This is a genomic window from Nitrospira sp. (assembly GCA_024760525.1).
GTDB lineage: Bacteria > Nitrospirota > Nitrospiria > Nitrospirales > Nitrospiraceae > Nitrospira_D.
In genome coordinates this window covers 1,472,213-1,496,011 of sequence record CP060499.1, presented here as the reverse complement: position 1 = coordinate 1,496,011, position 23,799 = coordinate 1,472,213, and the positions used below count along the sequence as shown (strand labels likewise).

Here is a 23,799-nt window from a genome sequence, read left to right as displayed (position 1 = left end):
GCCCCCTGGGGCATGTCCGCCTAATATTTCGTTACCCCAAGGCAGCGCCCCACCTCCCGGCGCTATCCAAATTAACCCTATCGGTGTACTCCCTGATGATGCAGTTTGTGAACACGCTTCCAACAGTGCATGCTCCCAACAAGGGCTTGCGTGTTTGCCGGGCAAGACCTGTAAGGACACATGGAATAATGAAACACATCAGTGCATGTGCCAATGTAGAAGCAGATAGGAGAGCACTATTCGATGAGGTTGAGTCAGAGATGTGCGAACCAACACGTTCTTGGGTCACATGATCTCATTATGCAGTGATGAGGATTCAAACTCTCTCGATTAGTAGCGATATCTGGGGAGCATTCATCATGCAAGACAGAGGGGCGTTTCTCGCAACTTCGCTTAACTCTGTGCGGATTATTGCGTCGATCTGCCTCACTTTCATCTCTATCTCTAGTTTCTTCCAAGCAGAAGTCCGAGCTGAAGTCACGACTTCCATTACAGTTACAACTGGCACTGGAAATCTTAACACCACAATCACGCAAAACGACCATATCTACAACATTACCAATGGCACCAGGGTAGGCACAAATGTTTTCCATAGTTTTGGAAACTTTAGCGTGGGGGCAACCGATGTTGCCAACTTCCAGAACACTGCGGTGAACGGAGTTTTTCCGCCCACCTCGAATATCTTAGGTCGTGTCAGCGGCGGAAATATTTCCAATATCTTCGGCACCGTCCAAACAACCGGCTTCGGGGATGCCAATCTCTTTCTCATGAATCAAGCCGGATTCTTGTTCGGGCCGGACTCCGCTCTGAATGTCGGCGGAATAGTGACCTTTACATCAGCCGATTATCTGCGATTGACTGATGGGGGACGATTCAATACCTCGCTGAGTCCAAGTGTACCGGATCTCCTGACTACAGCGCCGGTAGTTGCGTTTGGATTCTTGGGTCAAAGTCCAGGAGCTATCACTATTCGGGGGAGTCAGTTCACCGTATCAGAGCAAAAAGGCATTTCGCTCGTCGGAGGAAACATTACGGTTGAATCCGGAACCCTAGATGACAACACAACTCAACCAACCCGGATCTTCGCTCCTGGTGGACAGATCTCCCTGGGAAGCGCAGCCTCACCCGGAGAAATCCTAGCAACTAACCTTCTGCTGGATTCAGGCATGACCTTGGGAAGCATTAGCATCACACAGGGATCGACTCTTGATGTATCAAGTGACGCGGCTGGTACCGTGACCATTCGAGGTGGTCAATTAGTGATTGACGACGGTACCATCTCAGCCGATACAGTCACCGTCGATGGCGCTCCGACATCTATTGACATCAATGTTGCGGGGAACATTCTGATTTCTGATACGCGCAACAGTCCGGCGCTCACAGCAAGAACGAGTGGGACCGGCAGTGCCGGTGACATACAGATTATGGCTGCAAATTTTGAGGGCATCTCGACTTCCGACTCATTCGAGCCTAGCTATCTCGTCGACACAACAACTTCTGGTGTTGGAAGAGCCGGTACCGTTAGCATCACTACTGGAATTCTAACGGTGTCCAACCTGAACCCTCTGTTTGGTTTCATCGGTACCGGCACATTGGGTGAAGGCCACGGTGGCGATGTTGCGATTACAGCGGAGAGTGTCCGGTTACAGAACACATCCATCAATACAGGAGATGCCTTCGCTCGATTACTCTTTCAAGAGGCCTCAGGATCTGCCGGCAACCTCACTATTGAGTCGGACAGTCTCCGTCTTACCAATGCAGCATTATTTGCGGATGCATTCTCTGCCTTTGCAAATTCTCAACAGGCCGGCAATGTCACACTCAATGTGCGCGACATAAGCATGAATGGCGGAGCAGTCACTGCCATTGGCATTGCCAAAGGCGGTGCAATATTTGTTGCTACCGATCGCATGATAACAGATTTCACAATCTTCGAATCAAACACGGTTTCCGGGCCAGGCGGTGGCATTACCATCAACGCCAATGCTGTCGAGATGACAAATGCCAGCTCACTCATCAGTACAACATTCGGTGACGGTCAAGCCGGTGACATTCATGTCACAACCACGGATCATGTAAGTCTATTGGGCACAGGTCCATTTTCCGCTGAAAGGCCGACAGGGTTTTTTAGCAACTCCACTGGAGACTTCGGTCCTTCGGGAGATGCGGGAAATATCTTCGTGACAACTCCGCGACTGGAGATAGCGGGTGGGGCACGTATCAACACCAGTACCATCAGTAGCGGGCGTGGTGGAGATGTTAGGCTCAACGTGATTAAAGAGATTTCCATTTCAGGTGAGCTTCCCATCGACGAACCAGAACCAATCTTCGGCATCGGCAGCGTTCACCCCAGTGGTGTGTTTACGAAAACGGTGGGAAGCGACTTGTGTGTCAATGCCTGCGGTGATGCTGGAAGAATTTTGGTTACTGCCGGATCATTGACATTAACAAACGGTGCACAGATCAATAGCGGGACCAGCAACAACGGCCATGGGGGTGACATCACGGTACATTCAACAAAAGCCATTGACCTGTCCGGAACTTTGGCTGATGGCTCTCCAGTGGGTATCTTTAGCCGTTCGATTGGTACGGCACCTGACGCCGGTCCAGGCGGCAAGGTCACTCTCGCAGCCGGGCAATCTGTGACCATTCAGAACCGCGCGTCGGTCTCCGCCAGCAGCACTGGGCCGGGCAACGCGGGTGATATTTCAATCAACGCAGGCCAGCAACTTGACGTCCAAAACGGCTCAATCACGACGAAGGCCGATCAAGCCAGCGGCGGCAACATCGATATTCGAGCCATCGATCAAATCCGGTTCGTGAGTAGTCACATCAGCGCTTCGGTCGGTGCCGACAGCGGCAACGGCGGCAACATCACGATCGATCCGAACGTGGTTATTCTGCAGAATGCCCAGATCCTCGCAAATGCGGTCCAAGGGCATGGCGGTAATATCACGATTACGACACCGGTGTTTCTGCAGGATCAGGCAAGCCTCGTCGATGCATCCTCACAATTCGGTGTCAACGGCACGGTGAAGATTCAGTCCCCTACGTCGAATTTGAGCGAGACGGTCACGCAGCTCCCGTCGAAGCCGAGCGAAATCCAGGCGCTCTTGCAGAACCGTTGTGCCGCACTTGCCGGCGGCGAACAGAGCACGTTTATTGTCGCCGGACGTGATGCCCTCCCCTCCCAGCCAGGCGGGTGGCTCAGTAGCCCCGTGTCGATGGATCATTTCACTGGAGAGGATCTGGAGCATGCGGCGGGTCCGAGTGCGATCGCACATGTAACTGAGACCGAGATCGTGTCCCTTCGACGGCTGACGCCGCCCGGGTTTTTGGTTCGAGCGTTTGCGAGTGGATCCACAGGCTGCCACTCATGACGGTTGGCACCGGCGAACCGGCGCCAAGAGCCCGGCGCCGGTTCATCGCCCAAGCCTTTCTCTCCTGTGGTTTGGCCATGACTATCCTCGCGACTGTTTCCCCGCTCTCAGCACAAGTTGTTCCTCCAATCTTTGATCCCACGCTTCGATCCGGCGAACCGCCTGCTCCGCTGAAGAAGGAATTCAAACCACCTCCACCGACACCAAGCCCTACCCTCCCGATGGTGCCTCCACCACTGCCGGACAGCGAGGGGCAGAAACCTCTCGGCCGGGTGCGCGTGTATGTGAATGCCATCCAGGTCACCGGCAATACCGTCTTCTCGGACGCAGAAGTCGAAGCCATTACCAAGACCTATACGAACCGAACCTTGACGACCGAAGATTTGGAGCGGCTCCGGCTCGCGTTGACACTCATGTATGTCAACAAGGGCTACATCACCTCCGGCGCAATCATTCCCGATCAGGATGTGAAGGACGGTGTCATTCAGATACAGATCGTCGAGGGAGCCCTGTCACGAATCGACGTCGAAGGGACGAACTGGTTTCGGCAAGGCTACTTGAGTGACCGCGTGGCCTTAGGCGCGCGTCCTCCACTCAAACTCGAACCGATCCAAGAGCGGTTGCAATTGCTCCAGCGAGATCCCCGTATCGAACGAATCAATGCCGAACTGCGCCCAGGCGACCAGCGCGGCGAAAGTGTTCTCAATGTGAAAGTCAAAGAGGCCAGTCCGTGGAAAGCGTGGCTGGAGTTCAATAACTTCCAGACGCCGACCGTGGGTGCAGAACGAGGTCTGATCACCATGGCCCACCTCAATGTGACAGGACATGGTGATCCTCTCACCCTCACCTACGGAGGTTCACGTGGGGTGCACCCGATCATCGACGTTTCTTACAGCTTGCCGCTGAACCGGTACGACACAACTTTCACCGCGTCGTATCGCCGAAACGAGTTTCTCGTCGTCAGCGACCAGTTTCGCGCCTTGAATTTGAACTCGGAGTCTGAAATCATCGGCTTCACGCTTCGGCAACCGATCTATCGAAGTTTGACCGACGAACTCGCCGTGGCAGTCACCGGCGAGCATCTCTCCAACAAGATTACCTCGGCCTTCGACTTACCTGGTCAACCATTCATTTTTGTTCCCGGAGCGTCCGACACCGGGGTGAGCACCGTGAGCGCCCTTCGGTTCATTCAGGAATATCAGCACCGGTCTTCATCCTCCGTAATTGCGTTCCGCTCCCGCGTCAGCCTGGGCTTTGATGTCCTAGGGGCCACGATCAATTCGCGCGATAGGCTCACCCCCGAGGGCGATCCGTTGCCCAGCGGACGGTTTGTGTCCTGGTTGGGCCAACTACAGGCGGTAAAACGGCTCGACCAGTGGGCAGGCTGGCAGATCCTCGGACGGCTGGATATCCAGCTCAGCAACAACCGGTTGTTTCCGCTCGAACAGATCCCGATGGGGGGACGCTTCAGCGTGCGCGGCTATCGGGAAAACACGCTGGTGCGGGACAATGGATTCATCGCTTCCCTGGAAAGCCGGATTCCCCTCCTCAAGTTTGCCAGCGGCGAAGATATGGTTCAGTTTGCCCAATTCGTTGACGTCGGACGAGCCTGGATCTCGCGTGACAGCACGCCGTCTCCCGAGACGCTCGCCAGCGTTGGTCTCGGCGTCCGCTGGAACGCCTTGCCCCGCGACAGGGCTCGGTTCGAACTCTATTGGGGCGTCCCGCTCAATCATGTGCCCCATCCATCCGGCAACCTTCAAGACCACGGCATTCATCTCCAAGTCGTGGTCCAGGCGTTATAATAATGAGCCACGCGACACCAGTACGCACTCGACGTTCCCTCCGTTTCGCGCTGTGCGGAATCTGCTTTCTCTTCTTCGTCATGGTTCTGCTGTACGCCGTCACCCGATCAGAATCGCATCAAACCTCATCTCCCGGTGATTCCTTCATGAAGGAAGGCGGGCAGCATTTTGAGCGCGGAGCCTTCGGTGAGGCCTTGTCCCATTGGAAACAGGCTGCGGATTTCTATAAAGGTATGGGGAACGTTCCAGCGCAGGTTGAGGCGCTCATTCTCTCTGCTCAGGCATCGGTGGCCTTGGGCCAATCCACACCAGCGCTCCAGTCTTTGGAACTGGCCCTTTCGCTTTCCCACATGGGCGGCGATCCCCTGGCTGAGGCCTCCGTCCTCGGTCATTTGGGGCGCACCTATTTGACGCTTCGGCGACTGGCCGAAGCATCGGAATATCTCCATCAAGCATCGGCGTCAGCACGGAAACAAGACTCTTCGCCGCTCATGGCCGCGACGCTGAACGATCTCGGCATCCTGTTCGTGTTGAAGCAGCAAGACCAGGACGCTCTGAATGCGTTCGATGAAAGCGTGAGCTTCGCGCAAAAGGCCAACTTGCCGCTGCTCTCTGCCACCGGCCGCGCCAATGCCGCGCGGGTCCTGCTGCGCCTCAATCAACCGGTCAATAGCCGCATGGCGCTCGATGCCGCGCTCGATCAGTTGAAGGATGTGTCACCATCCCGAAACAGATCTCTCGGATTGATCGGTATGGCTCTGGTCTACCAGCGTCTTGCTTCACAGCTGCCCCAGATGCATGATTCCCTCTTGCTGAGGGTTGCGGGCATGCTCCAGGAAGCGGCCACAGTCACTGAGCAGCTGGGCGACAAGAGAACCTTGTCGTATGCTCTTGGGTATCTCGGTCATCTCTACGAGACAGAATCTCGTCTGGACGAAGCGCTCCGGCTGACCAGGCGGGCGCTGTTCGCGGCGCAATCGGTGGACGCGCCAGAAGCCCTCTACCGCTGGCAATGGCAGTTGGGGCGGCAGCTGGCCGCAATCGGAGAATTGGATAACGCCATCGTTTCGTACCGGCAAGCGGCATCCACGCTCCAACCGATTCGCGTGGAAGTGGCGCAAACATCCTCCGAGGATCCTATAGCCGGTCAGGATGCCGTAAAGCCGATGTTCTTCGAGCTGGCCGATCTCTTGCTCCAGCGGGCATCGCTCACTGATGAGCGTAAAGCAGCAGAAGGGTATCTGCTTGCAGCTCGAGATGCGATTGAGGCGTACAAGACGGCCGAGCTGCGAGACTATTTTCAGGACGACTGTGTCGATGCAGCCCGGTCGAGAGTGACGACGTTCGATCAGTTGTCGCCTCACACTGCCGTTGTGTACCCTATCATGTTCACTTCCCGTCTGGAGTTGCTTGTCAGCCTGCCTTCCGGACTCAAGCGCATCTCGGTTCCCGTGACCTCCGATCGGCTGACCCAGGAGATCCGGGCATTCCGTCGAGTGGTGGAAAAACGGACTACCCGGGAGTATCTACCGCATGCACAACAGTTGTACGACTGGCTGGTGCGTCCGATCGAACCGGATCTTTTGAGTTCGGTGATTACCACGCTGGTGTTCGTGCCGGACAGTTCACTCCGCACGATTCCGCTGGCGTCCCTCCATGACGGCTCGTCCTTCCTGATCACAAAATTCGCCCTGGCTTTGACTCCGGGCATTACGTTGACCGATCCAAAACCGTTGAACCGCGAGAAGCTGCGTTTCCTCGCTGTCGGCCTCACGAAATCCGTCCAAGGTTTTCCTCCCCTTCCCTATGTCGCGGAGGAGGTCGCCTCGATCGAGCAGCTGTACACAAGCGATCAACTTATCAATAATGCCTTTCAGGCGCCCAGACTGGAACAGGAGTTACGCGATGGACGCTATGGGGCGTTGCACATTGCGACGCACGGCAGATTTTCAACCGATGTGAACGATTCGTTTCTCTTGACGTTCGACGGGAAATTGACGATGCAGACGCTTGATCAACTGGTCGGCCTCTTTCGGTTCCGGCAAGAGCCACTCGAGCTGTTGACCTTGAGCGCATGCCAGACAGGCGTCGGTGACGATCGCGCCGCTCTCGGCCTGGCCGGCGTCGCGTTGAAGGCCGGAGCCCGGAGCGCATTGGCGACGTTATGGTTCATCAACGACGAAGCGTCGGCGACGTTGATTTCCGAATTTTATCGGCAATTGCGGAATCCATCTCTGTCAAAAGCCGTCGCGCTCCAGCGCGCACAGTTGAAACTCTTGGGTGACCGCGTGTATGAGCATCCGGCCTACTGGTCCCCATTTCTCCTGCTGAACAATTGGCTATGAAAGGAGGATCCATGCGATTTTCCAGGAGTGCTGTACTGATCGCAGGATTGAGCCTCGTCCCGACCATTATTGGACCACCTATGTTCGTTGCTGCGGCAGACAAACCGACCGCCCCAGCGGCAGGCCGGCAGGATGACTTGTCGAGTCCTGTTTATACTCCGCCGAAGAAGTTGACTCTCCGCGCGCGTGTCGGAGGAGCCTTGCGGGGAACGGAGGGCAACGAACCGGAAATCGTCGCTTTGGTGCCCGACCATGTCGGGTTGACCGTCAAACAGACGCCGACACTCAGTTGGTACCTCTCGAAGCCGACGACCTACCCTCTCCGATTCACGCTCAACGACACTCAGAAAATTCGTCCGGTCTATGAAGGTCCGCTCCCCACTCCCGTTGACGCAGGGGTTCAGTCTATCGATCTCAAGGCCTTCGGACTCGTGCTTGAGCCCAATGTCCAGTATCGATGGTTCGTCTCCGCCCGTCGCAATTCCGATTCCCACTCCCAAGATATCGTCGCGGGCGGAATGATCGAGCGATGCGAATTCAGCGAATGTCTGACGATCGCCTCTCCGAATATGAACTGCGATGGTGAGAGTGTGCGCACCAATGCCATGATGGGGCTCTGGTACGACGCGATGGACTGCCTCTGCTCGTTGATCACGAAGGATCCCAGAGATGCGACGCTGCGGAGGATGCGTGCCGCCTTGCTCAGGCAAGTCGGCCTACATGGCGTGGCGGACTGGGATCTTCGATCAATCCAGATCAATGCTAAATAGCGGCTTGCAGACACCCATCGATACAGGATGTGCGATCCAGGCGGGAGAATCTAATCGGATTCAGTTCGTATCTATTTGGATTCACCTTGCAAAGTTTATTCGAGACCGCTGATGTCTGAGTGTCCATAGCCCTGTCCGCGTCAGTTCAGGACGTGGGGAACCCTCAATTCCAATGGCACAGCGCTTGCTCCATCACGATAATACAACGGCAACATTCTCAACCGAACAAGTTCACATACAGAAACATATCGTCTCTCGTCCGATCGAAACGTTTCGGTTGCACTATCCTGATGCATTGACTGCAGAGTCCATGATCATTGATTACTCGAACGGCGTATTGATGCCCTTTCTTTCTGATATCGGCCGTAACCAGATACGAGTGCGCTTTTCACACGCATGGCTGCTGTCTTTCGTGTTCGTCGCGCTCTGGACCGTTGCCCCTGCGAGCGTGACAGCTGCCGGGGTCGAGATTGCCATCTTGAAGTCGTCCGATCTCAAGGCCTATAACGAGGCAATCGAAGGGTTCAAGGTGACGGCGCCGGGAACTTCGATCTACGCTGAGTACGATCTGCGAGGTGATCTGGAACGGGGAAAGCAACTTGCCAGGACAATCCGGAATTCGACATCTTCACTCGTGGTGGCCGTCGGTCTCAAGGCAGCGCTGGCGGCTCAGCTTGAGATTGTGGACGTTCCCATTCTCTACATGATGATTCTCGACCCATTGAGACACCATCTCACCGCCGCCAATATGGCCGGCGTGATGCTGGAAGTTCCAATGGATCGTCAGTTCAAGGTCATGCGCACGTTCCTCCCCGCCCTTCATCGGATCGGCGTGATCTACAATGCCGACAAGACTGCGGCCAAGCTCAAGGAGGCAGAGTCCCAAGCCGCCGTCCATGAGTTTCAAGTACAGGGGTTTCCGGTGGAAAACGAGAAAGAGGTTCCACAGCAACTGCGGTCACTTCTATCGGAATCAGAAGCCTTATGGTTCATTCCGGACTCGACCGTCCTGACGGATGAATCGATTCGCTTTATTCTGGAATCGGCGGTCGCCAAACGGGTTCCGGTCGTCGGGTTCTCATCAGAATTTACACGTCTCGGCGCGTTACTCAGCATCTCGATCGATTACGGGGAAGTCGGCCGTGAAGCCGGCCTGCTGGCCAAACGGATTCTGAACGGCGAACAGTTGCCGCTCAAGCCGATTTCGGTTCACCGAATCAAAATTACGGTCAATCAGAAGATGGCGCGGTATTTGGGCATCACCATCCCAAAAGAGTTCGACAGCCTTATCGACGAAACGTATTGACCGGTCTGATCATGGGCACACACCTTCGCGACAGGCGGGAATCGGAGTCCACCGCTCGGTTTTTCGGCCTTCGCTTGAAGTTCGTAAGCTTGTTCGGCTTCATTCTCGTGATGACCTGTTCGTCCTTGAGCTGGTATTTCCTCGAAACTCGGCGCCAAGCCATGACGGACAACCTGGAAGAACTCGGAAACATCTTGCTGACCAATACCGTTCGGAACGATCACTTTCGGATCGCCGGTGTCGTTCTCGAAGATCGCATCACACTCGGCCAATTCATACAGAGTCTGATGACGATCGATCACGTCGTCTACGTAATCATCACTTCCGCCGACGGTCGTATCCTGGAACAGCAAAGCAAACGCACACGGAGGACGGTGAACGAGTCCGCTCCGACTACGGAACAGCCCCTCTACCCGGACGACCGCATCTCAGCATCACTGCTCCATGCCCCGCTGACCGTTCCGCTCATGACCAAACTCGTTCTGTCTGCGGAGCAGACATTGGTCCCCCAAGAACAGTATTCAGACTGGCTCCTCCCCTATCTCGTGCGCAAGGAAACCTTGTTCGACTTTGCGATGCCGGTCCTTCGGAAATCCTCGTCCGAGCCCGCCCAACCCCACTTTTCGGTCGAATTGGAGGACAAGCAAGGTGCAATGACCCCGACAACACTTTCCCCGGTGATCGGCCTCGTGCGCATCGGGATCACCGACGCGCAATCCAAACAGGCGCTACTCGCCATCGTGCACAATGTCTCGATTCTAACGATGCTCATTATTGCGGCAGGCATCCTCGGTGCTCACCTGCTCACGTCACGCATTACGACGCCGCTCCGGAGCCTCGCCAACTCCGCTCGGCAACTCGCAAAAGGAAATGATGCACCGGTTCGACTCACGGCCTCCACCCACGACGAAGTGGGTGAGCTGACACAGGTATTCAACGTGATGACACAGTCCCTTCATGATCGCAATAATGCGATCACCATGAACCTCGACACGATCAGGAAGCAGGTCAGACAATTGACCACGGTCCATCAAGCCAGCACCGCGATCGCGAGTACCAACATGTTCGATATGGACCAACTGCTGGATTCGGTGCTCCACCTGCTCGTCGAGAACCTAGGTTTTTCCCGAATGGTCGTGTTCCTTCATCATCCGGAACGGGGCTGCGCCTCCATCGCTCGGAGCCTTGGATTTGCGCCGGAGATCCAAGAGGCAAGTCGCAGGTTGGAAATACCCGTCGTGAGCGGCAGCATCACGGCCGAACTCATCATTCATGGCAAACCGGTGCTGATCAGCGACGTCGAAACCATCGCGCATCGCATGCACCCGCCCGTGCTTGACTTGATGCGTCACTCAGGGGTGCGGTCGTTCGTCGCCGTACCACTCCAAAGTCATACAAAAATCCTCGGATACCTAGGCGGAGACCGCGGCGCTTACCAATGCGCCGAAGAGGATCTCCATATCCTGCTGACGATTGCAGGCCACGTCGCGGCCGCCATCGATAATGCCAAGGCTTACTCCGAACTAACCGAGCTCACGCAGCATCTCGAGGAGCGCATCGCGCAACGGACGGAAGAGTTGTCACTCGCCAACTTACAGCTGCAGGCTCACGACACGCGCCGATCAAAGTATGTCAAAGTCGTTTCACATGAGCTGCGGACTCCTATGACAGCGATCAGGAGTTTCGCGGAGAACATGCTCGACGGCGTCACAGGACCGCTCACCGAACAGCAGCGTATCTATCTCACACGCATCAAACACAGCGTTGCTCGGCTTGCGAGATTGGCGGATGAGTTGCTTGATTGGTTACGTTCCGACAATCTTCGGTTACAACATGTCTGTATCGGTCACATTGCAACAACCGTTGCCGAAGGTTTGGAAACGGTCGCGTCAGATAACCAAGTCTCCCTCACCCTTGCGCCGATCGATAGCCTTCCATTGATCCAGGGTGACCGCGACAAATTGGAGCAGGTTCTGGTGAATCTCCTCGGAAATGCGATCAAATTCACACCATCAGGCGGCCGCGTCACCGTCGATTTTAGCGCAGGCCCACCAGGATTCGTACAGACGTGCGTCGCCGATACCGGCTGCGGAATAGACGCCTCTCACCTCCCGTATATTTTCGATGAGTTTTCCGAGGTGCCGTCGGCCATGCCTGCATCACAGGGTGCTCAACTGGGATTGTCCATCACTAAAACGCTCGTAGAAAGACATCACGGGCGGATCTGGGTGGAAAGTCACCCTGGGTCCGGATCACGTGTTTACTTCACACTCCCGATTGCTGGATCGCCGAATGAGCCAGGCCGGACAACATAAGCCATCCGTCGCGTACCGCCATGTTCCTTGGGACGGAGACGCCTATCTCGAAAGGACGGGAATTTTATGCGCGCCAAGATACTGATTGTGGATGACGAGAATGATATCCGCATGGGCTTGGAGAATCGCGTCACATGGATGGGGCATGAGCCCCTCATCGCCAACGATGTTGCAAGCGCGCTCCGCCTGATCCGGGAAGAGGAGCCCGATCTCGTCTTGTTGGATTTGAAGCTTGGCCAGGAATCCGGGCTGGAGGTGCTACAACAAGTTCATGATACGTCACATTTGAATCAGCCTAAAGGAGAGGGCACCCTGCCGACTTCGGGTACGCATACAACCCCGCTCATCGTCATCCTTACGGCGTTCGGAACCATCGAGCTTGCAGTGCAGGCCATGCAACTCGGGGCCTTCGATTTTGTTCCGAAACCGTTTACCGCAGAGCACTTAACCGTTGTGATCAAGAAGGCATTGGACACCGTCGCCCTCCATCATCAATTCAATCGGCTTCGAAAGGAGGTCGATGACCAGCTCGACCCCATCGTCGCTACCAACAAGCAGATGGCCGTGCAACTCGCTTGTGCGAAGAAAGCGGCCGCTTCGACCGCAACCGTCTTATTGCTCGGCGAAACCGGAACCGGCAAGGAAATTCTAGCCCGCGCCATTCATCGGTGGAGCCCTCGAGCCCACAAACCATTCGTGGCCGTCAATTGCGCAGCCATTCCTGAAACATTGATCGAGAGCGAACTTTTCGGGCATGAAAAAGGCGCCTTCACCGGCGCCACGTCAATGAAGCGAGGCCAATTCGAAGAAGCGGACGGCGGAACGTTGTTTCTCGACGAGATCGGTGACATGAGCATGAGCACACAGGCCAAAGTCCTGCGCGCATTACAAGATCAGGTGTTCCCCAGGGTCGGAGGTACCAAGTCGGTCAAAGTCGACGTGAGGGTTCTTGCCGCCACGAATAGAGACCTGAGACAGGCAATCCGTCAAGGGATGTTCCGGGAAGACTTATACTTTCGCCTTGCCGTCATCACGGTCACGCCACCCCCCCTGCGGGAACGAATGGACGATCTTCTCGCTCTTGCACAGCACTTCATCAGTTCTCGACCCGTCAAGCTGGGGCTTCAGAAACGTTTCGTGCTCAGCGATCCAGCGTTGGAAGCATTGCAACGCTATTCCTGGCCCGGCAATATCCGTGAGTTAGAGAATGTGATCTCCCGCGCTCTTGTGTTATGCACCGGGGACACCATTGAACCGGAGGATCTTTTGTTGCCTGATACTCCCAATCGCCCAAGGCAGGAACCAGGCATTTCTGCGGACGGTGAAACCGTTTTTCATTCTTATCATGAAAGTATGGATGCCCAGAGCCGAAAGCTTATCGAAAATGCGTTGATTCGGAACGGATGGAATCAAACGAAAGCGGCAGCCGAGCTCGGCCTTCAGCGAACCTACTTGACCAAACTGCTGCGCCAAAAGCGGATCTCAGGAAGACCGCCGGCTTCTTCGTCCTTCGTCTGAGCAGCAAGCGACTCTTCTTGGAAATCCTCATTCATGTTCAGCTTCTCAGAGAAGCCCCCTGAGCCCTTCAGCTTTGCGCCCCCTACTCCTCTGTATCTAATTGATTCACCCTTGAATCCATTTTGATTCGGAAGCGAGCCATCAGACGTATGCGAAGAGACTCGACAACCATGTAATACAATCAGTTAGATTTGAACCCTCTGTGGCCCGAGAAATGCTTAGCCCTGGCCGACGACATCATTCAGATGACTGCCATTAGTGATTTGTTTTGACAAAAGGAGGGTTCGATGAACCGGTCTGGTACCTTTGCGGCCGCTCTCTGCCTAATAGCTGGAGTAGCCGGGTGTTCGGGAGACGATCCTGCTGCTAATCCTGCTAATAATGGACAGAGGCCTGTAGCAGCGGCGACCTTTGACGTGACGGACGAGCCGGGCCACTGGTTTGATACGGGAACTCCCGTTGCCGGAACCCGTTCCCTGGCCATCGTGAAACCAGGCGACAGGGTACGGTTTCTCCAAACGAGGTCACAATTTGGTCCAAATGGCCGGTCACGCGTAGAGGCGTTCCACACCGTCACAAGTCTGATTTGGCCCGTCGATGCGACCCCCGCTGAGCGTCTTGATCAGGATAAAGCAAACAAGGACGACCATGACGTGGTCTTGAGGACCCCGGGTCTCCATGTGTTCGTATGCAAACTACATCCCTATATGTTGGCTGGTGTGATCGTCGATGATTCGAAGACCGAGGGGCTGGACATCGGCGAGAAGCTCCATCTCTTAGGCGTCACCCACACGGAGGATGCTCGTAAACCCGCAGCCGCAGCAAACGCCTTCCCCAGCAACTCAGACCTAGGGCTCAGGTTGTTGCGCGCATTCTTCATCGTCACAAGTCCATCGAATTGGAAGGACTATACCAAGGTTGGAACCCCCTATAAGCCCGCCTATCCAGCGGTGCCTGTCCGCGTCACCGGCGGCGCAGTCGTTCCGGATCTCAATGCGGCACTCCAAGGATCCTTTGACGGCGACGCGATTCCCGCATTGAAGACACCCGCAATCGATGGTGTGGGTGAAGTGTGGGTCGACACGCAGTACGAGCAAAGCGCCGGCAAGGGCGACGCCTATCCGAGCACTGTGACCGTGGTCGATGTGGAAGGAACGAACAAGTGGACGGTCACGCGCAAGATTGCGTTGCCTGACCAAAAAATGAATAACGCCCACAATCTGTGGGCGAGTCACGATCAGACGCAGATTTATAACACAGAATGGCACGGCAAGAGCTTGTACGTCATGAATCGCGCGGACGGCGCACTCTTGCAGGAGATCGAGGTCGGCCAAGATCCGGCGCACGTGATGACCAGAGTCAATACCGAGCAGGTACACGTGGGACTGAACGGAGGAAATTCAGTCGTCGAACTGAACAAGGCCGCCAATGGGACCCTGAGCATCAACCGCAATATTCTGGTGCAAAACCCAGGGGACAAACAAGCACAGCCGCACGCCCATTGGATGGGCCATGATGGCCAGACGATGGTGACCCCCAACTCCAATACGAATGACTCCACGTTCTGGGATTTCCTCACTGACAAAATCAAATCTAAACCCGCCACCGGCACTCTGCCCATCGCTGCAGGAATCAACCCGGACTCGACGAAATACTATGTCTCAAACTATTTGGGACACAGCATTTCCGTCATCGACATGGCAAGTGGGAACAAGATCAAGGACATCCCGCTCCTCGATCCTTCTCCCACCGGAAACTACGATGTCGTGAACGGACCAAAACAAGGAGCTCCGATTGGTGGTCTGCCCATTCAGACTCCAGTGAGCCCCGATGGCAAATTTGTGATCACGGGAAACACCTTGACCGGAACGATCACGATCATCGATACCGCCGCGGATGGCGGTAAAGGCGCACTCGTCGCGAGTGTGGCATGCGATCCGGGATGTCATGGCGTGAACTTCGGTGCGAAGAAAGGCGGAGGGTACTACGCCTATATCACCAGCAAGTTCTCCAACCGCTTGATCGTCTTGGATTACGATCCGAACAATGACGGCAATGTCGCGGATGCCGTGATTGCGGGTTGGGTGGTACTGGCCGATGGCGCGGCCCCGACGGATGACCCTATCTCTGGCAATGCGGGCATGGGCGGACAGGGCCTGTTGCCTGTTCCCAATGTCTATAATGGGTGGGTGCAAAAGCTGCCGAAAGCATTCTGCGATGAGCTCTCGCCCGCACAGCGGAATCCGATCGGCGCTGCTGTGCCGGTGTGCCCATAGCGATGTATTCAGAGCGGATTCGCTCAGAAACCCTCGCATAGGCTGCATAGCCCAGGACCTGGTGACGGTGGTTCAACACCATCGCTCCGGGTCCTCCGGGATTATCGCTTGCCGATCTTTCGAGCCTTCCTGAAAATCGGCACAATGCAGCAGGTCAAAGGCATACACATTCAGAATGTCTTCGAAATGCGGGACAAAACTCTCAGCGGTCGCTAGACTTGGCCGGCACTCGTGAATCGCAATCCCGCTTGCTCCGGACAGTGGATCATCAAAGTGAGGCGATCGGATCTGATCAACATGTGTGAAGGTCTCTTTCCGCGGGACGATGACGATAAGATGATAAATAGCGGTACATACGAAGTGTGGTTTGGTCGGGGCGAGAGGATTTGAACCTCCGACATCCTGCTCCCAAAGCAGGCGCGCTACCGGGCTGCGCTACGCCCCGACACAGAGGATACGGGAGGAAGGCCTCCGTCGTCGTGCTCATCTCTCATTCGCTGAAGCCTCGTCATACACCTCTCAATATCTCCTGGAGACTTAGCGATGTTGCTTCAGCCATTCCCGTAATTGAACGAATGCTTTCGCGCGATGACTGATCCGATTCTTTTCTTCTACCGTCAACTGGGCCAATGTTTTTCCCAATTCAGGAACCAAGAACACTGGATCATACCCAAAGCCCTGGTCTCCGATTGCCGCTTCGGCAATGAGCCCTTCTAGACTACCCTGTGTCACGTGGACATCGCCACCAGGAAATGCAATCGCGGCAACAGTTAGGAATCTTGCTCTGCGCTGAGTTGCCGGAATACCTGCCAGCTCCCGCAAGAGCTTACGGCAGTTATCTTCATACGTGGCATATTCCCCGGCATAGCGGGCGGTAAACACGCCGGGACGACCCTCAAGGGCATCGACTTCCAGTCCCGTGTCATCGGCAACCGCCGGAACGCCGGTCGCCCGGGCGATCTCCTTGGCCTTTTTGATCGCATTCGCCTCGCAGGTCACCCCGTCTTCCTCCACTTCCGGAGCAGTAGGGAAATCCGCCAAGGTACGGATGTGAATTCCAAGACCTCCGAGAAGTGCGCTAAGTTCCCGCCCTTTATCAGGATTGCGGGTGGCGAGAACGACCTCTTTCATCGACGTTTCAATCGAGCGCACCGATCAGCTCTTTCTGAATGGCGGTAAGCCGTTGGATGGCTTGCCACCCGAGCGCCAAAAAGTCATCCATATCCTGCTTGGCAAACGGCGTGCGTTCCGCCGTGCCTTGCACTTCGACATAGCGGCCGCGACCGGTCATGACTAAGTTCATATCCACTTCCGCCATCGAATCCTCGGTGTACGCCAGGTCCACCATGACTTCTCCGCCGACCTTTCCAACGCTGATGGCCGCCAAGTAGTCGGTTAATGGCATCTTTTTCAAGAGATCTCGCTTTTTCAGCACGGTACAGGCATCGGCCAGCGCAATGAAGGCACCTGTAATGGAGGCTGTCCTGGTGCCTCCATCCGCTTGAATCACGTCGCAATCGATCCAGATAGACCGCTCTCCCAATTGAGACAAGTCGGTAACGGATCGCAAGGCTCGCCCGACCAGCCGCTGAATTTCCAGAGTTCTCCCGCCTTGTTTGCCCTTGACCGCCTCTCGAGGCGACCGCTCGTGCGTCGCACGAGGCAACATGGCGTATTCCGCCGTGACCCATCCGGTTCCCTTGCCTTTGAGAAACGGCGGAACCTTTTCCTCGACCGATGCCGTACAGATCACCTTCGTATCTCCCATCTCGATGAGCACAGCCCCTTCCGCATGTTTGATGAAATGCCGTGTCACCTTGACGGGGCGGACTTGATCCTTCCGGCGCCCATCGAAACGTCCTAAGCCTGAAATTCCACTCATTCCTAAGTTCCTTCCTCAACAGTAAAATAGGAATTATAGTGAAGGCTCCGGGAAAGCGCAAACCAACCGCTCGGTTGAGCAGTGCGGATGAGTCGATGAGCCGCTCTCTTCTCATTTGTACAAAAGCAGCCGGTCGAATTTGACGAGTTCTGTACAATCTTTTGACGCATAGTCCGGCATCGGAATCGAGACCGGATAGGATCATCCGACGGGGTATATCCCAAAACCTCTCCTGACGCGGCGATTGTATCCCCCCGTACTCGAGTCGATCGGCATGAGACAGTAACAACATGACGCCGTCGAGGCAAAATCCAGTGGCACAAAAAGTGCACCAAAAGTACGCCGCTCTCCCATATTCAGGTCTGACGCCAATGAGCCGATAGAGAGTACACAACACAATCCTCGGTCCCGACGAAACGAACAAGATCCGACTCATGGCGACACTGCTGGATTCCACGCATCAAGCGCTTCTCGATAACCGCAACATTCTAGTTGTCGACGATGAAGAGCCGATCAGACGTCTCCTCGCCTACATGCTTGAATCTCACGGTTATTCCGTTGATTGCGCCGCAGACGCGCGTGAGGCCCGGCAAAAACTGGGATCGGAACCCTTTGCGTTGATGCTGTGCGACGTCAATATGCCAGGAGAATCCGGCATGGACCTCGTGCGCCACATCCTCGGGGAACATCATCATACTGCGGCCATCATGGTCACAGGCCTCGACAGCTCGGTCCTGGCCAACGCTGCGCTGGACGTCGGCGCCTTTGGATACATCATCAAGCCGTTCGAGTCGAACGAAGTGTTGATCGACGTCGCCAACGCGTTCCGCCGACGCCGTCTTGAGATGGAAAACCGTCTCCATCGCGAGAACCTGGAGGATATGGTCCGGACGAGAACGCTGGCGTTACAGCAGGCATTGGACTGGCTTGAACGCAGCGAAAAAGAGCTCCGCCTCTCGCGCGAAGAGACCATTCAGCGGCTGGCCATCGCCGCGGAGTTCCGTGACAGCTCAACCGCGCAACATATTCAACGCATGGCCCACTACTCCGAGTTGCTCGCCCGCAAGGCGGGGCTGTCTCCTGAGCGATGCGACCTGATCCGTACAGCCAGTCCCATGCACGATATCGGCAAGATCGGCACTCCGGATCATGTGTTGCTGAAACCTGGACGGTTCACGGAGGAGGAATTCGGGGTCATCGCGCAACATGCGGAGATCGGCTACCGAATTCTCAGCGGTTCCGATGCAGAGCTACTGAAAGTCGCGGCCTTGATCGCCTACACCCATCACGAGCGCTATGACGGCACTGGGTATCCCCGCGGGCTGAAGGGCGAGGCTATTCCTATCGAGGGCCGCATCGTCGCGATCGCCGATGCCTTTGATGCACTCACGACACAGCGGGTTTATAAACCGGCCTTCGAGATCAGTCACGCGATTGAACTGATGCTGAAAAACCGCGGCAAACATTTCGACCCCGAACTGCTGGATCTCTTCGTCGCATCGGTCGATGAATTGGCGCACATCCGCGATCAATACGCTGATCGCACGGACCTCACCACATTCCGCCAGTCGTAGAGAGCGCTCCGGGCTCGCAGCTTGCTCGATTCTCCGCAATTCGTTGACCCACTTTGATGCCGTCGATATACTCGTTTCAACCTACCTGAAGCACCTCACCCGCTCTCGACCGGGCGAATGAGGGAAAGGCATCATCGAGCATGGCAAAAAGGATGACCGCGGTTCGAAAGCGTACCCGAAGCCGAAATTGGATCGCGTACCTCTGTGAAGCCTTGGTCACCTCCGGCGCGATGCCGACCTGGGAAGCCGCCACCTATCTGACCGAGAACTTGTTCGGGGAAAAGCCCAACCCGCGCCTCCTGACCCCCGCCAATCCTCACGAGGTCACCGTGCAGTTGCTGCATCGCCTGTATCACCCGATCGTTGAAGCTGCCTCGCGGGACGTTCTGCTTCCATCCGCCTCGATGGTGCATATCTTCACCGACATCAGCCTCACCGGCAACTCTGCGGTCCTCGTCGTCTTGTTCCCAGGACACCACAGACCCCAACAGCTTTTGATGCTGGATGCCGCCAAGGCATGGGACCTCGTGTTCTCGGACGCTGAGTCCTTCAACGCTTGGGCTGAAGAGCGGTACCGGCAGCTCGTGAATGCTCTACGAAACACTATGGTGCACTTAGAGGATGATCTCCTGAAATCAGTGGTCTAAACTCCTTTCCATTTGGCCCACACCGTGCCCCGTGATCCCGGTCCCAGCGGTAACAGAACGTCCCGCACTACTCAAATTGGTTGGAGGACACGAAGTTTCGAGTTACCGCCTAGCCGCAAGTCGGACTGTGGGTTTCCAACCGAGCTATTCAGGCCGGTTCGTAGTTCAGATTAGGCGAGAGCCACCGCTCGATGGTGCGGAGATCCATTCCCTTACGGCGGGCGTAGTCTTCGACTTGATCTTTCCCGATCTTGCCCACAGCAAAGTATTTAGCGTCCGGATGGGCGAAATAGAATCCGCTTACTGCCGCGGCAGGCAACATGGCATAACTCTCGGTCAGGATGATCCCGGCGTGTTTTTCCGCGGACAAGAGATCAAACAGTATCCGCTTCTCGGTATGATCCGGACAGGCCGGATACCCTGGTGCCGGACGGATCCCACGGTATCGTTCACGGATCAAATCGTCATTCGTCAATTGTTCCTTGTTGCCATACCCCCACTCTTCTCGCACCCGTTTGTGGAGAAATTCTGCAAAGGCTTCGGCCAACCGGTCCGCGAGGGCCTTGGCCATAATCGAATTATAGTCGTCATGGTCCTTATCAAACCGCCTACACAGTTCGTCCAACCCAATGCCGGCTGTGACAGCGAAGGCTCCCATGTAGTCCTGCCGACCTGATTCCTTCGGCGCAACATAGTCGGCCAATGACAGATTGGGCTGTCCCGTCGGTTTTTCCGATTGCTGACGCAAATGATGGATTGTCGTGAGCACCGTCTCCCGAGATGTATCCTGATAGACCTCAATGTCATCCCCGAGGCTTGCGGCCGGAAAGAACCCATACACGCCCTTGGCGTTGAGCTGTCCCTTGTGAACAATTTCATCAAGGAGGCGCCGCGCATCGTCGTACAGTTCCTGGGCCTTAGGGCCGACGGTCGGATCTTCAAAGATCGTCGGATAGCGCCCTCTTAATTCCCACGTGTGAAAGAACGGCGACCAATCGATATAGGGAATCAGTTCGACCAACGATTGATCGGTGATCGTCCGAACACCGAATACCGACGGCACGGGAATATCGGTCTTCTCCCAGTCCGATATGAACCGATTGGCGCGGGCTTGGGCGATCGCGGCAAGCGGTTTCTCGCCTCGATCGCGATGCGATTGTCTCACCCGCTCATAATCGTCCCGCACTCGTTTCACGAAATCCGGCTTCTGCGTTTGGCTGACCAGACTTCCCACCACGCCCACCGCTCGTGACGCGTCCAACACATGGACTACGCCCGGTTCATAAGAAGGCGCGATCTTGACCGCCGTGTGCGCCTTACTGGTCGTCGCGCCACCGATCAAGAGCGGCAGATCGAAACCTTCGCGCGTCATTTCCTTTGCCACATGGACCATTTCGTCGAGCGATGGAGTGATCAGCCCGCTCAAGCCGATGATGTCCGGTTTATTCTCTCGAGCCGCGGCTAGAATCTTCTCGCACGGCACCATCACGCCAAGATCGATCACTTCATAGTTGTTGCAGCCAAGCACGACACCGACGATGTTTTTCCCGATATCGTGGACATCGCCCTTGACGGTGGCGAGTAAGATCTTGCCCTGCGCTTGAAAATTTCCGGTCCGCCTCTTTTCTTCTTCCATGAACGGCATGAGATAGGCCACGGCCTTTTTCATCACGCGGGCGCTCTTGACGACCTGAGGCAGGAACATCTTGCCTGAACCGAATAAGTCGCCGACGACGTTCATGCCGGCCATCAACGGCCCTTCGATGACCTCCAACGGTTTAGGATATTTCCGGCGTGCCTCCTCTGTATCCTGATCGATGTAGTCCGTAATGCCCTTGATGAGCGCATGGGATAACCGTTCCTCTACCGTCCCTTTGCGCCATTCATCGTCCTTGGCAACCGTTTTCCCTTTCGCTTTCACGGTTTCCGCGAACGTCACCAGACGTTCGGTGGCATCCGACCGCCGGTTGAGCAACACGTCTTCCACCAGCTCAAGCAAGTCTTTGGGAACCTCTTGATAGACTGCCAGTTGCCCGGCATTGACAATGCCCATATCAAGCCCGGCCTTGATGGCGTGATAGAGGAACGCCGCGTGCATGGCTTCCCGCACCACATTGTTTCCTCGGAACGAGAACGAAATATTGCTGATGCCTCCGCTGACTTTCGCACCCGGCAGGTTCTGTTTGATCCAGCGCGCCGCCTCGATGAAATTCACGGCGTAGTTGTTGTGTTCCTCGATCCCTGTGGCCACGGTCAAGATGTTCGGATCGAAGATGATATCTTGCGGAGGAAACCCGACTTGCTCCGTGAGGATCTTGTAGGAGCGCGCGCAGATCTCCTTCTTTCGCTCCAGTGTGTCCGCTTGGCCCTGTTCGTCGAACGCCATGACGACAACCGCCGCACCGTAGCGACGGATGAGTGTCGCTTGATCAATAAATTTCTGCTCGCCTTCCTTCAGACTGATACTATTGACGACGGCCTTGCCTTGAATATTTCTCAGGCCGGTCTCGAGCACCTCCCACTTGGAACTGTCCACCATGATGGGCACTTTGCAGATATCCGGCTCGGAGGCCACCAAGCGAAGAAACTTTTCCATCGCCGCCCTGGAATCGAGCATGCCTTCGTCCATGTTCACATCGACAATTTGCGCCCCACCCTCGACTTGCTGCCGCGCCACCGACAGCGCCGCCTCATAATCGCCGGCCAGAATCAGCTTTGCGAAGGCCGGCGAGCCGGTCACGTTCGTTCGCTCGCCGATGTTGACGAAGTTTGAGTCCGGCCTGATGGTGACGGCTTCAAGACCGCTCAATCGTGTGTATGGCTCGACTCTTGAAAGGGCATGCGGTTTCACCCCGCGCACAGCTTCCGCAATCTGCTTGATATGAGGCGGCGTCGTGCCGCAACAGCCGCCGACGATGTTCAGCCACCCGTTTTCCGCCCATTCCCGGAGCTGGGGCGCCAACGTTTCCGGCGTCTCGGGAAATCCGGTCGGTAACAGCGGATTCGGAAGGCCCGCGTTGGGATGTGCGCTCACGTAGATCGGCGCGATCTGTGACAATTCTTCGATCAGGGGGCGCATCTCTTTGGGACCGAGCGCGCAATTCATCCCCACACTCAACAACGGCACATGGGAAATGGAATTCCAGAACGCTTCGACGGTCTGCCCGGTCACACCCCGATTGCTGCCGGCTTGGATGAATGTCACCGACGCCATAATCGGGACCCGGCGGGCGCCGGACGCGAACGCCTGTTGGATCGCAAAGAATGCGGCCTTGGCATTCAACGTGTCAAAGATGGTCTCCACAAGCAAAAGATCGACGCCACCATCGAGCAAACCCCTAACTTGTTGGTCATAGGCTTTGACCAGCTCTTCATAGGTCGTCCCGCGAGATGCGGGGCTGTTGACATCGGTGGAAATCGACGAGGTCTTCGTCGTAGGTCCAATCGCTCCGGCTACAAAACATCGCCGTCCCGGCTGGGCCTGCTCTACGGCCACGGCGGCCCGTCGGGCACACTCCGCTCCCGCTTTGGCCAATTCATAGCCCAGAGTGTCCATCCCGTAATCCGCCAGCGAGATCGACTGAGAATTGAACGTATTTGTCTCGATAATATCCGCGCCGGCTTCCAGATACTGCCGATGGATCTCTTCAATGACAGTGGGTTGGGTGAGATTCAACAGGTCGTTGTGACCCTTGAGATCCTTCTTCCAGTCCTTGAATCGATCCCCGCGAAAGGCGGCCTCATCCAGCTTCCGTTGCTGGATCATCGTGCCCATCGCTCCGTCGAGGATGAGAATCCGCTCATGAAGAAGCCGTTCGAGCTCGCTGTTTCCCGACGCGGGCACCATTGCTAAAACCCCTTCCTTTCACAATCAGATAATGCGCCTGATCCTACTGGAGCGAATTGTTCCTGGCAAGTCTATCAACAGAGGTTTTACGGTGTAGCAGGCGCCGCTTTCCAGAGATATGTGATCGATGGGCA

13 protein-coding genes and 1 tRNA gene are annotated in these 23,799 nt (G+C 55.9%); 10 read left to right on the top strand and 4 right to left on the bottom strand.

The genetic code is table 11. From position 1 onward, the window contains the following. Positions 1–359 precede the first annotated feature (359 nt). The 8 genes from H8K04_07020 (at position 360) to H8K04_06985 (ending at position 15,715) form a co-directional block, all read left to right on the top strand. Entirely contained in the window at positions 360–3,380 is a 3,021-nt protein-coding gene (locus H8K04_07020) for a filamentous hemagglutinin N-terminal domain-containing protein (GenBank protein ID UVT17288.1), read from the top strand. Then, positions 3,377–5,185: a ShlB/FhaC/HecB family hemolysin secretion/activation protein gene (locus tag H8K04_07015; protein ID UVT17287.1), complete on the top strand. Its 1,809-nt coding sequence runs from the start codon at positions 3,377–3,379 to the stop codon at positions 5,183–5,185. Before H8K04_07020 ends, H8K04_07015 begins: the two co-directional genes overlap by 4 nt. A gap of 2 nt (positions 5,186–5,187) precedes the next feature. Beyond that, complete coding sequence (locus tag H8K04_07010) at positions 5,188–7,530, top strand: CHAT domain-containing protein (GenBank protein UVT17286.1); 2,343 nt, start codon at positions 5,188–5,190, stop codon at positions 7,528–7,530. An 11-nt stretch (positions 7,531–7,541) separates the two neighbouring features. Continuing rightward, positions 7,542–8,300, top strand: coding sequence for a DUF928 domain-containing protein (locus H8K04_07005; GenBank protein UVT17285.1), 759 nt, complete (start codon positions 7,542–7,544; stop codon positions 8,298–8,300). Positions 8,301–8,472: 172 nt separating this feature from the next. Next, positions 8,473–9,606: an ABC transporter substrate-binding protein gene (locus H8K04_07000; GenBank protein UVT17284.1), complete on the top strand. Its 1,134-nt coding sequence runs from the start codon at positions 8,473–8,475 to the stop codon at positions 9,604–9,606. Between the two features lie 11 nt (positions 9,607–9,617). Further along, the gene (locus H8K04_06995) at positions 9,618–11,921 is read left to right on the top strand and encodes a GAF domain-containing protein (protein ID UVT17283.1); all 2,304 of its coding nucleotides are present in this window, start codon (positions 9,618–9,620) and stop codon (positions 11,919–11,921) included. A gap of 66 nt (positions 11,922–11,987) precedes the next feature. Next, entirely contained in the window at positions 11,988–13,439 is a 1,452-nt protein-coding gene (locus tag H8K04_06990) for a sigma-54-dependent Fis family transcriptional regulator (protein ID UVT17282.1), read from the top strand. A gap of 287 nt (positions 13,440–13,726) precedes the next feature. Continuing rightward, positions 13,727–15,715 (top strand): copper oxidase, encoded by a 1,989-nt coding sequence (locus tag H8K04_06985; protein ID UVT17281.1) that lies wholly within the window; start codon positions 13,727–13,729, stop codon positions 15,713–15,715. A 368-nt stretch (positions 15,716–16,083) separates the two neighbouring features. Here the strand turns inward: H8K04_06985 and H8K04_06980 are convergent. From H8K04_06980 to rph, 3 genes are all read right to left on the bottom strand, one after another. After that, positions 16,084–16,160 (bottom strand) — tRNA-Pro (locus H8K04_06980). Positions 16,161–16,252: 92 nt separating this feature from the next. Continuing rightward, the gene (locus tag H8K04_06975) at positions 16,253–16,846 is read right to left on the bottom strand and encodes an XTP/dITP diphosphatase (protein UVT17280.1); all 594 of its coding nucleotides are present in this window, start codon (positions 16,844–16,846) and stop codon (positions 16,253–16,255) included. Between the two features lie 7 nt (positions 16,847–16,853). Beyond that, positions 16,854–17,597, bottom strand: a complete 744-nt coding sequence (gene rph, locus H8K04_06970; GenBank protein ID UVT17279.1) for a ribonuclease PH — start codon at positions 17,595–17,597, stop codon at positions 16,854–16,856. A gap of 434 nt (positions 17,598–18,031) precedes the next feature. Here rph and H8K04_06965 point away from each other — a divergent pair, with 434 nt between their 5' ends. Both H8K04_06965 and H8K04_06960 read left to right on the top strand, forming a co-directional pair. After that, the gene (locus H8K04_06965) at positions 18,032–19,171 is read left to right on the top strand and encodes a response regulator (GenBank protein UVT17278.1); all 1,140 of its coding nucleotides are present in this window, start codon (positions 18,032–18,034) and stop codon (positions 19,169–19,171) included. 152 nt (positions 19,172–19,323) lie between these two features. Next, positions 19,324–19,818, top strand: coding sequence for a hypothetical protein (locus H8K04_06960; GenBank protein UVT17277.1), 495 nt, complete (start codon positions 19,324–19,326; stop codon positions 19,816–19,818). A gap of 148 nt (positions 19,819–19,966) precedes the next feature. Here the strand turns inward: H8K04_06960 and metH are convergent, their stop codons facing one another. Beyond that, complete coding sequence (gene metH / locus H8K04_06955) at positions 19,967–23,665, bottom strand: methionine synthase (GenBank protein ID UVT17276.1); 3,699 nt, start codon at positions 23,663–23,665, stop codon at positions 19,967–19,969. Between the last annotated feature and the right edge of the window lie 134 nt (positions 23,666–23,799).

What these genes read in the sequence shown, in the direction of transcription:
- H8K04_07020 (UVT17288.1), top strand. Translation starts at nt 360, where the DNA reads ATGCAAGACAGAGGGGCGTTTCTCGCAACTTCGCTTAACTCTGTGCGG.
- H8K04_07015 (UVT17287.1), top strand. Translation starts at nt 3,377, where the DNA reads ATGACGGTTGGCACCGGCGAACCGGCGCCAAGAGCCCGGCGCCGGTTC.
- H8K04_07010 (UVT17286.1), top strand. Translation starts at nt 5,188, where the DNA reads ATGAGCCACGCGACACCAGTACGCACTCGACGTTCCCTCCGTTTCGCG.
- H8K04_07005 (UVT17285.1), top strand. Translation starts at nt 7,542, where the DNA reads ATGCGATTTTCCAGGAGTGCTGTACTGATCGCAGGATTGAGCCTCGTC.
- H8K04_07000 (UVT17284.1), top strand. Translation starts at nt 8,473, where the DNA reads ATGGCACAGCGCTTGCTCCATCACGATAATACAACGGCAACATTCTCA.
- H8K04_06995 (UVT17283.1), top strand. Translation starts at nt 9,618, where the DNA reads ATGGGCACACACCTTCGCGACAGGCGGGAATCGGAGTCCACCGCTCGG.
- H8K04_06990 (UVT17282.1), top strand. Translation starts at nt 11,988, where the DNA reads ATGCGCGCCAAGATACTGATTGTGGATGACGAGAATGATATCCGCATG.
- H8K04_06985 (UVT17281.1), top strand. Translation starts at nt 13,727, where the DNA reads ATGAACCGGTCTGGTACCTTTGCGGCCGCTCTCTGCCTAATAGCTGGA.
- H8K04_06975 (UVT17280.1), bottom strand. Translation starts at nt 16,846, where the DNA reads ATGAAAGAGGTCGTTCTCGCCACCCGCAATCCTGATAAAGGGCGGGAA.
- rph (UVT17279.1), bottom strand. Translation starts at nt 17,597, where the DNA reads ATGAGTGGAATTTCAGGCTTAGGACGTTTCGATGGGCGCCGGAAGGAT.
- H8K04_06965 (UVT17278.1), top strand. Translation starts at nt 18,032, where the DNA reads ATGGCGACACTGCTGGATTCCACGCATCAAGCGCTTCTCGATAACCGC.
- H8K04_06960 (UVT17277.1), top strand. Translation starts at nt 19,324, where the DNA reads ATGACCGCGGTTCGAAAGCGTACCCGAAGCCGAAATTGGATCGCGTAC.
- metH (UVT17276.1), bottom strand. Translation starts at nt 23,665, where the DNA reads ATGGTGCCCGCGTCGGGAAACAGCGAGCTCGAACGGCTTCTTCATGAG.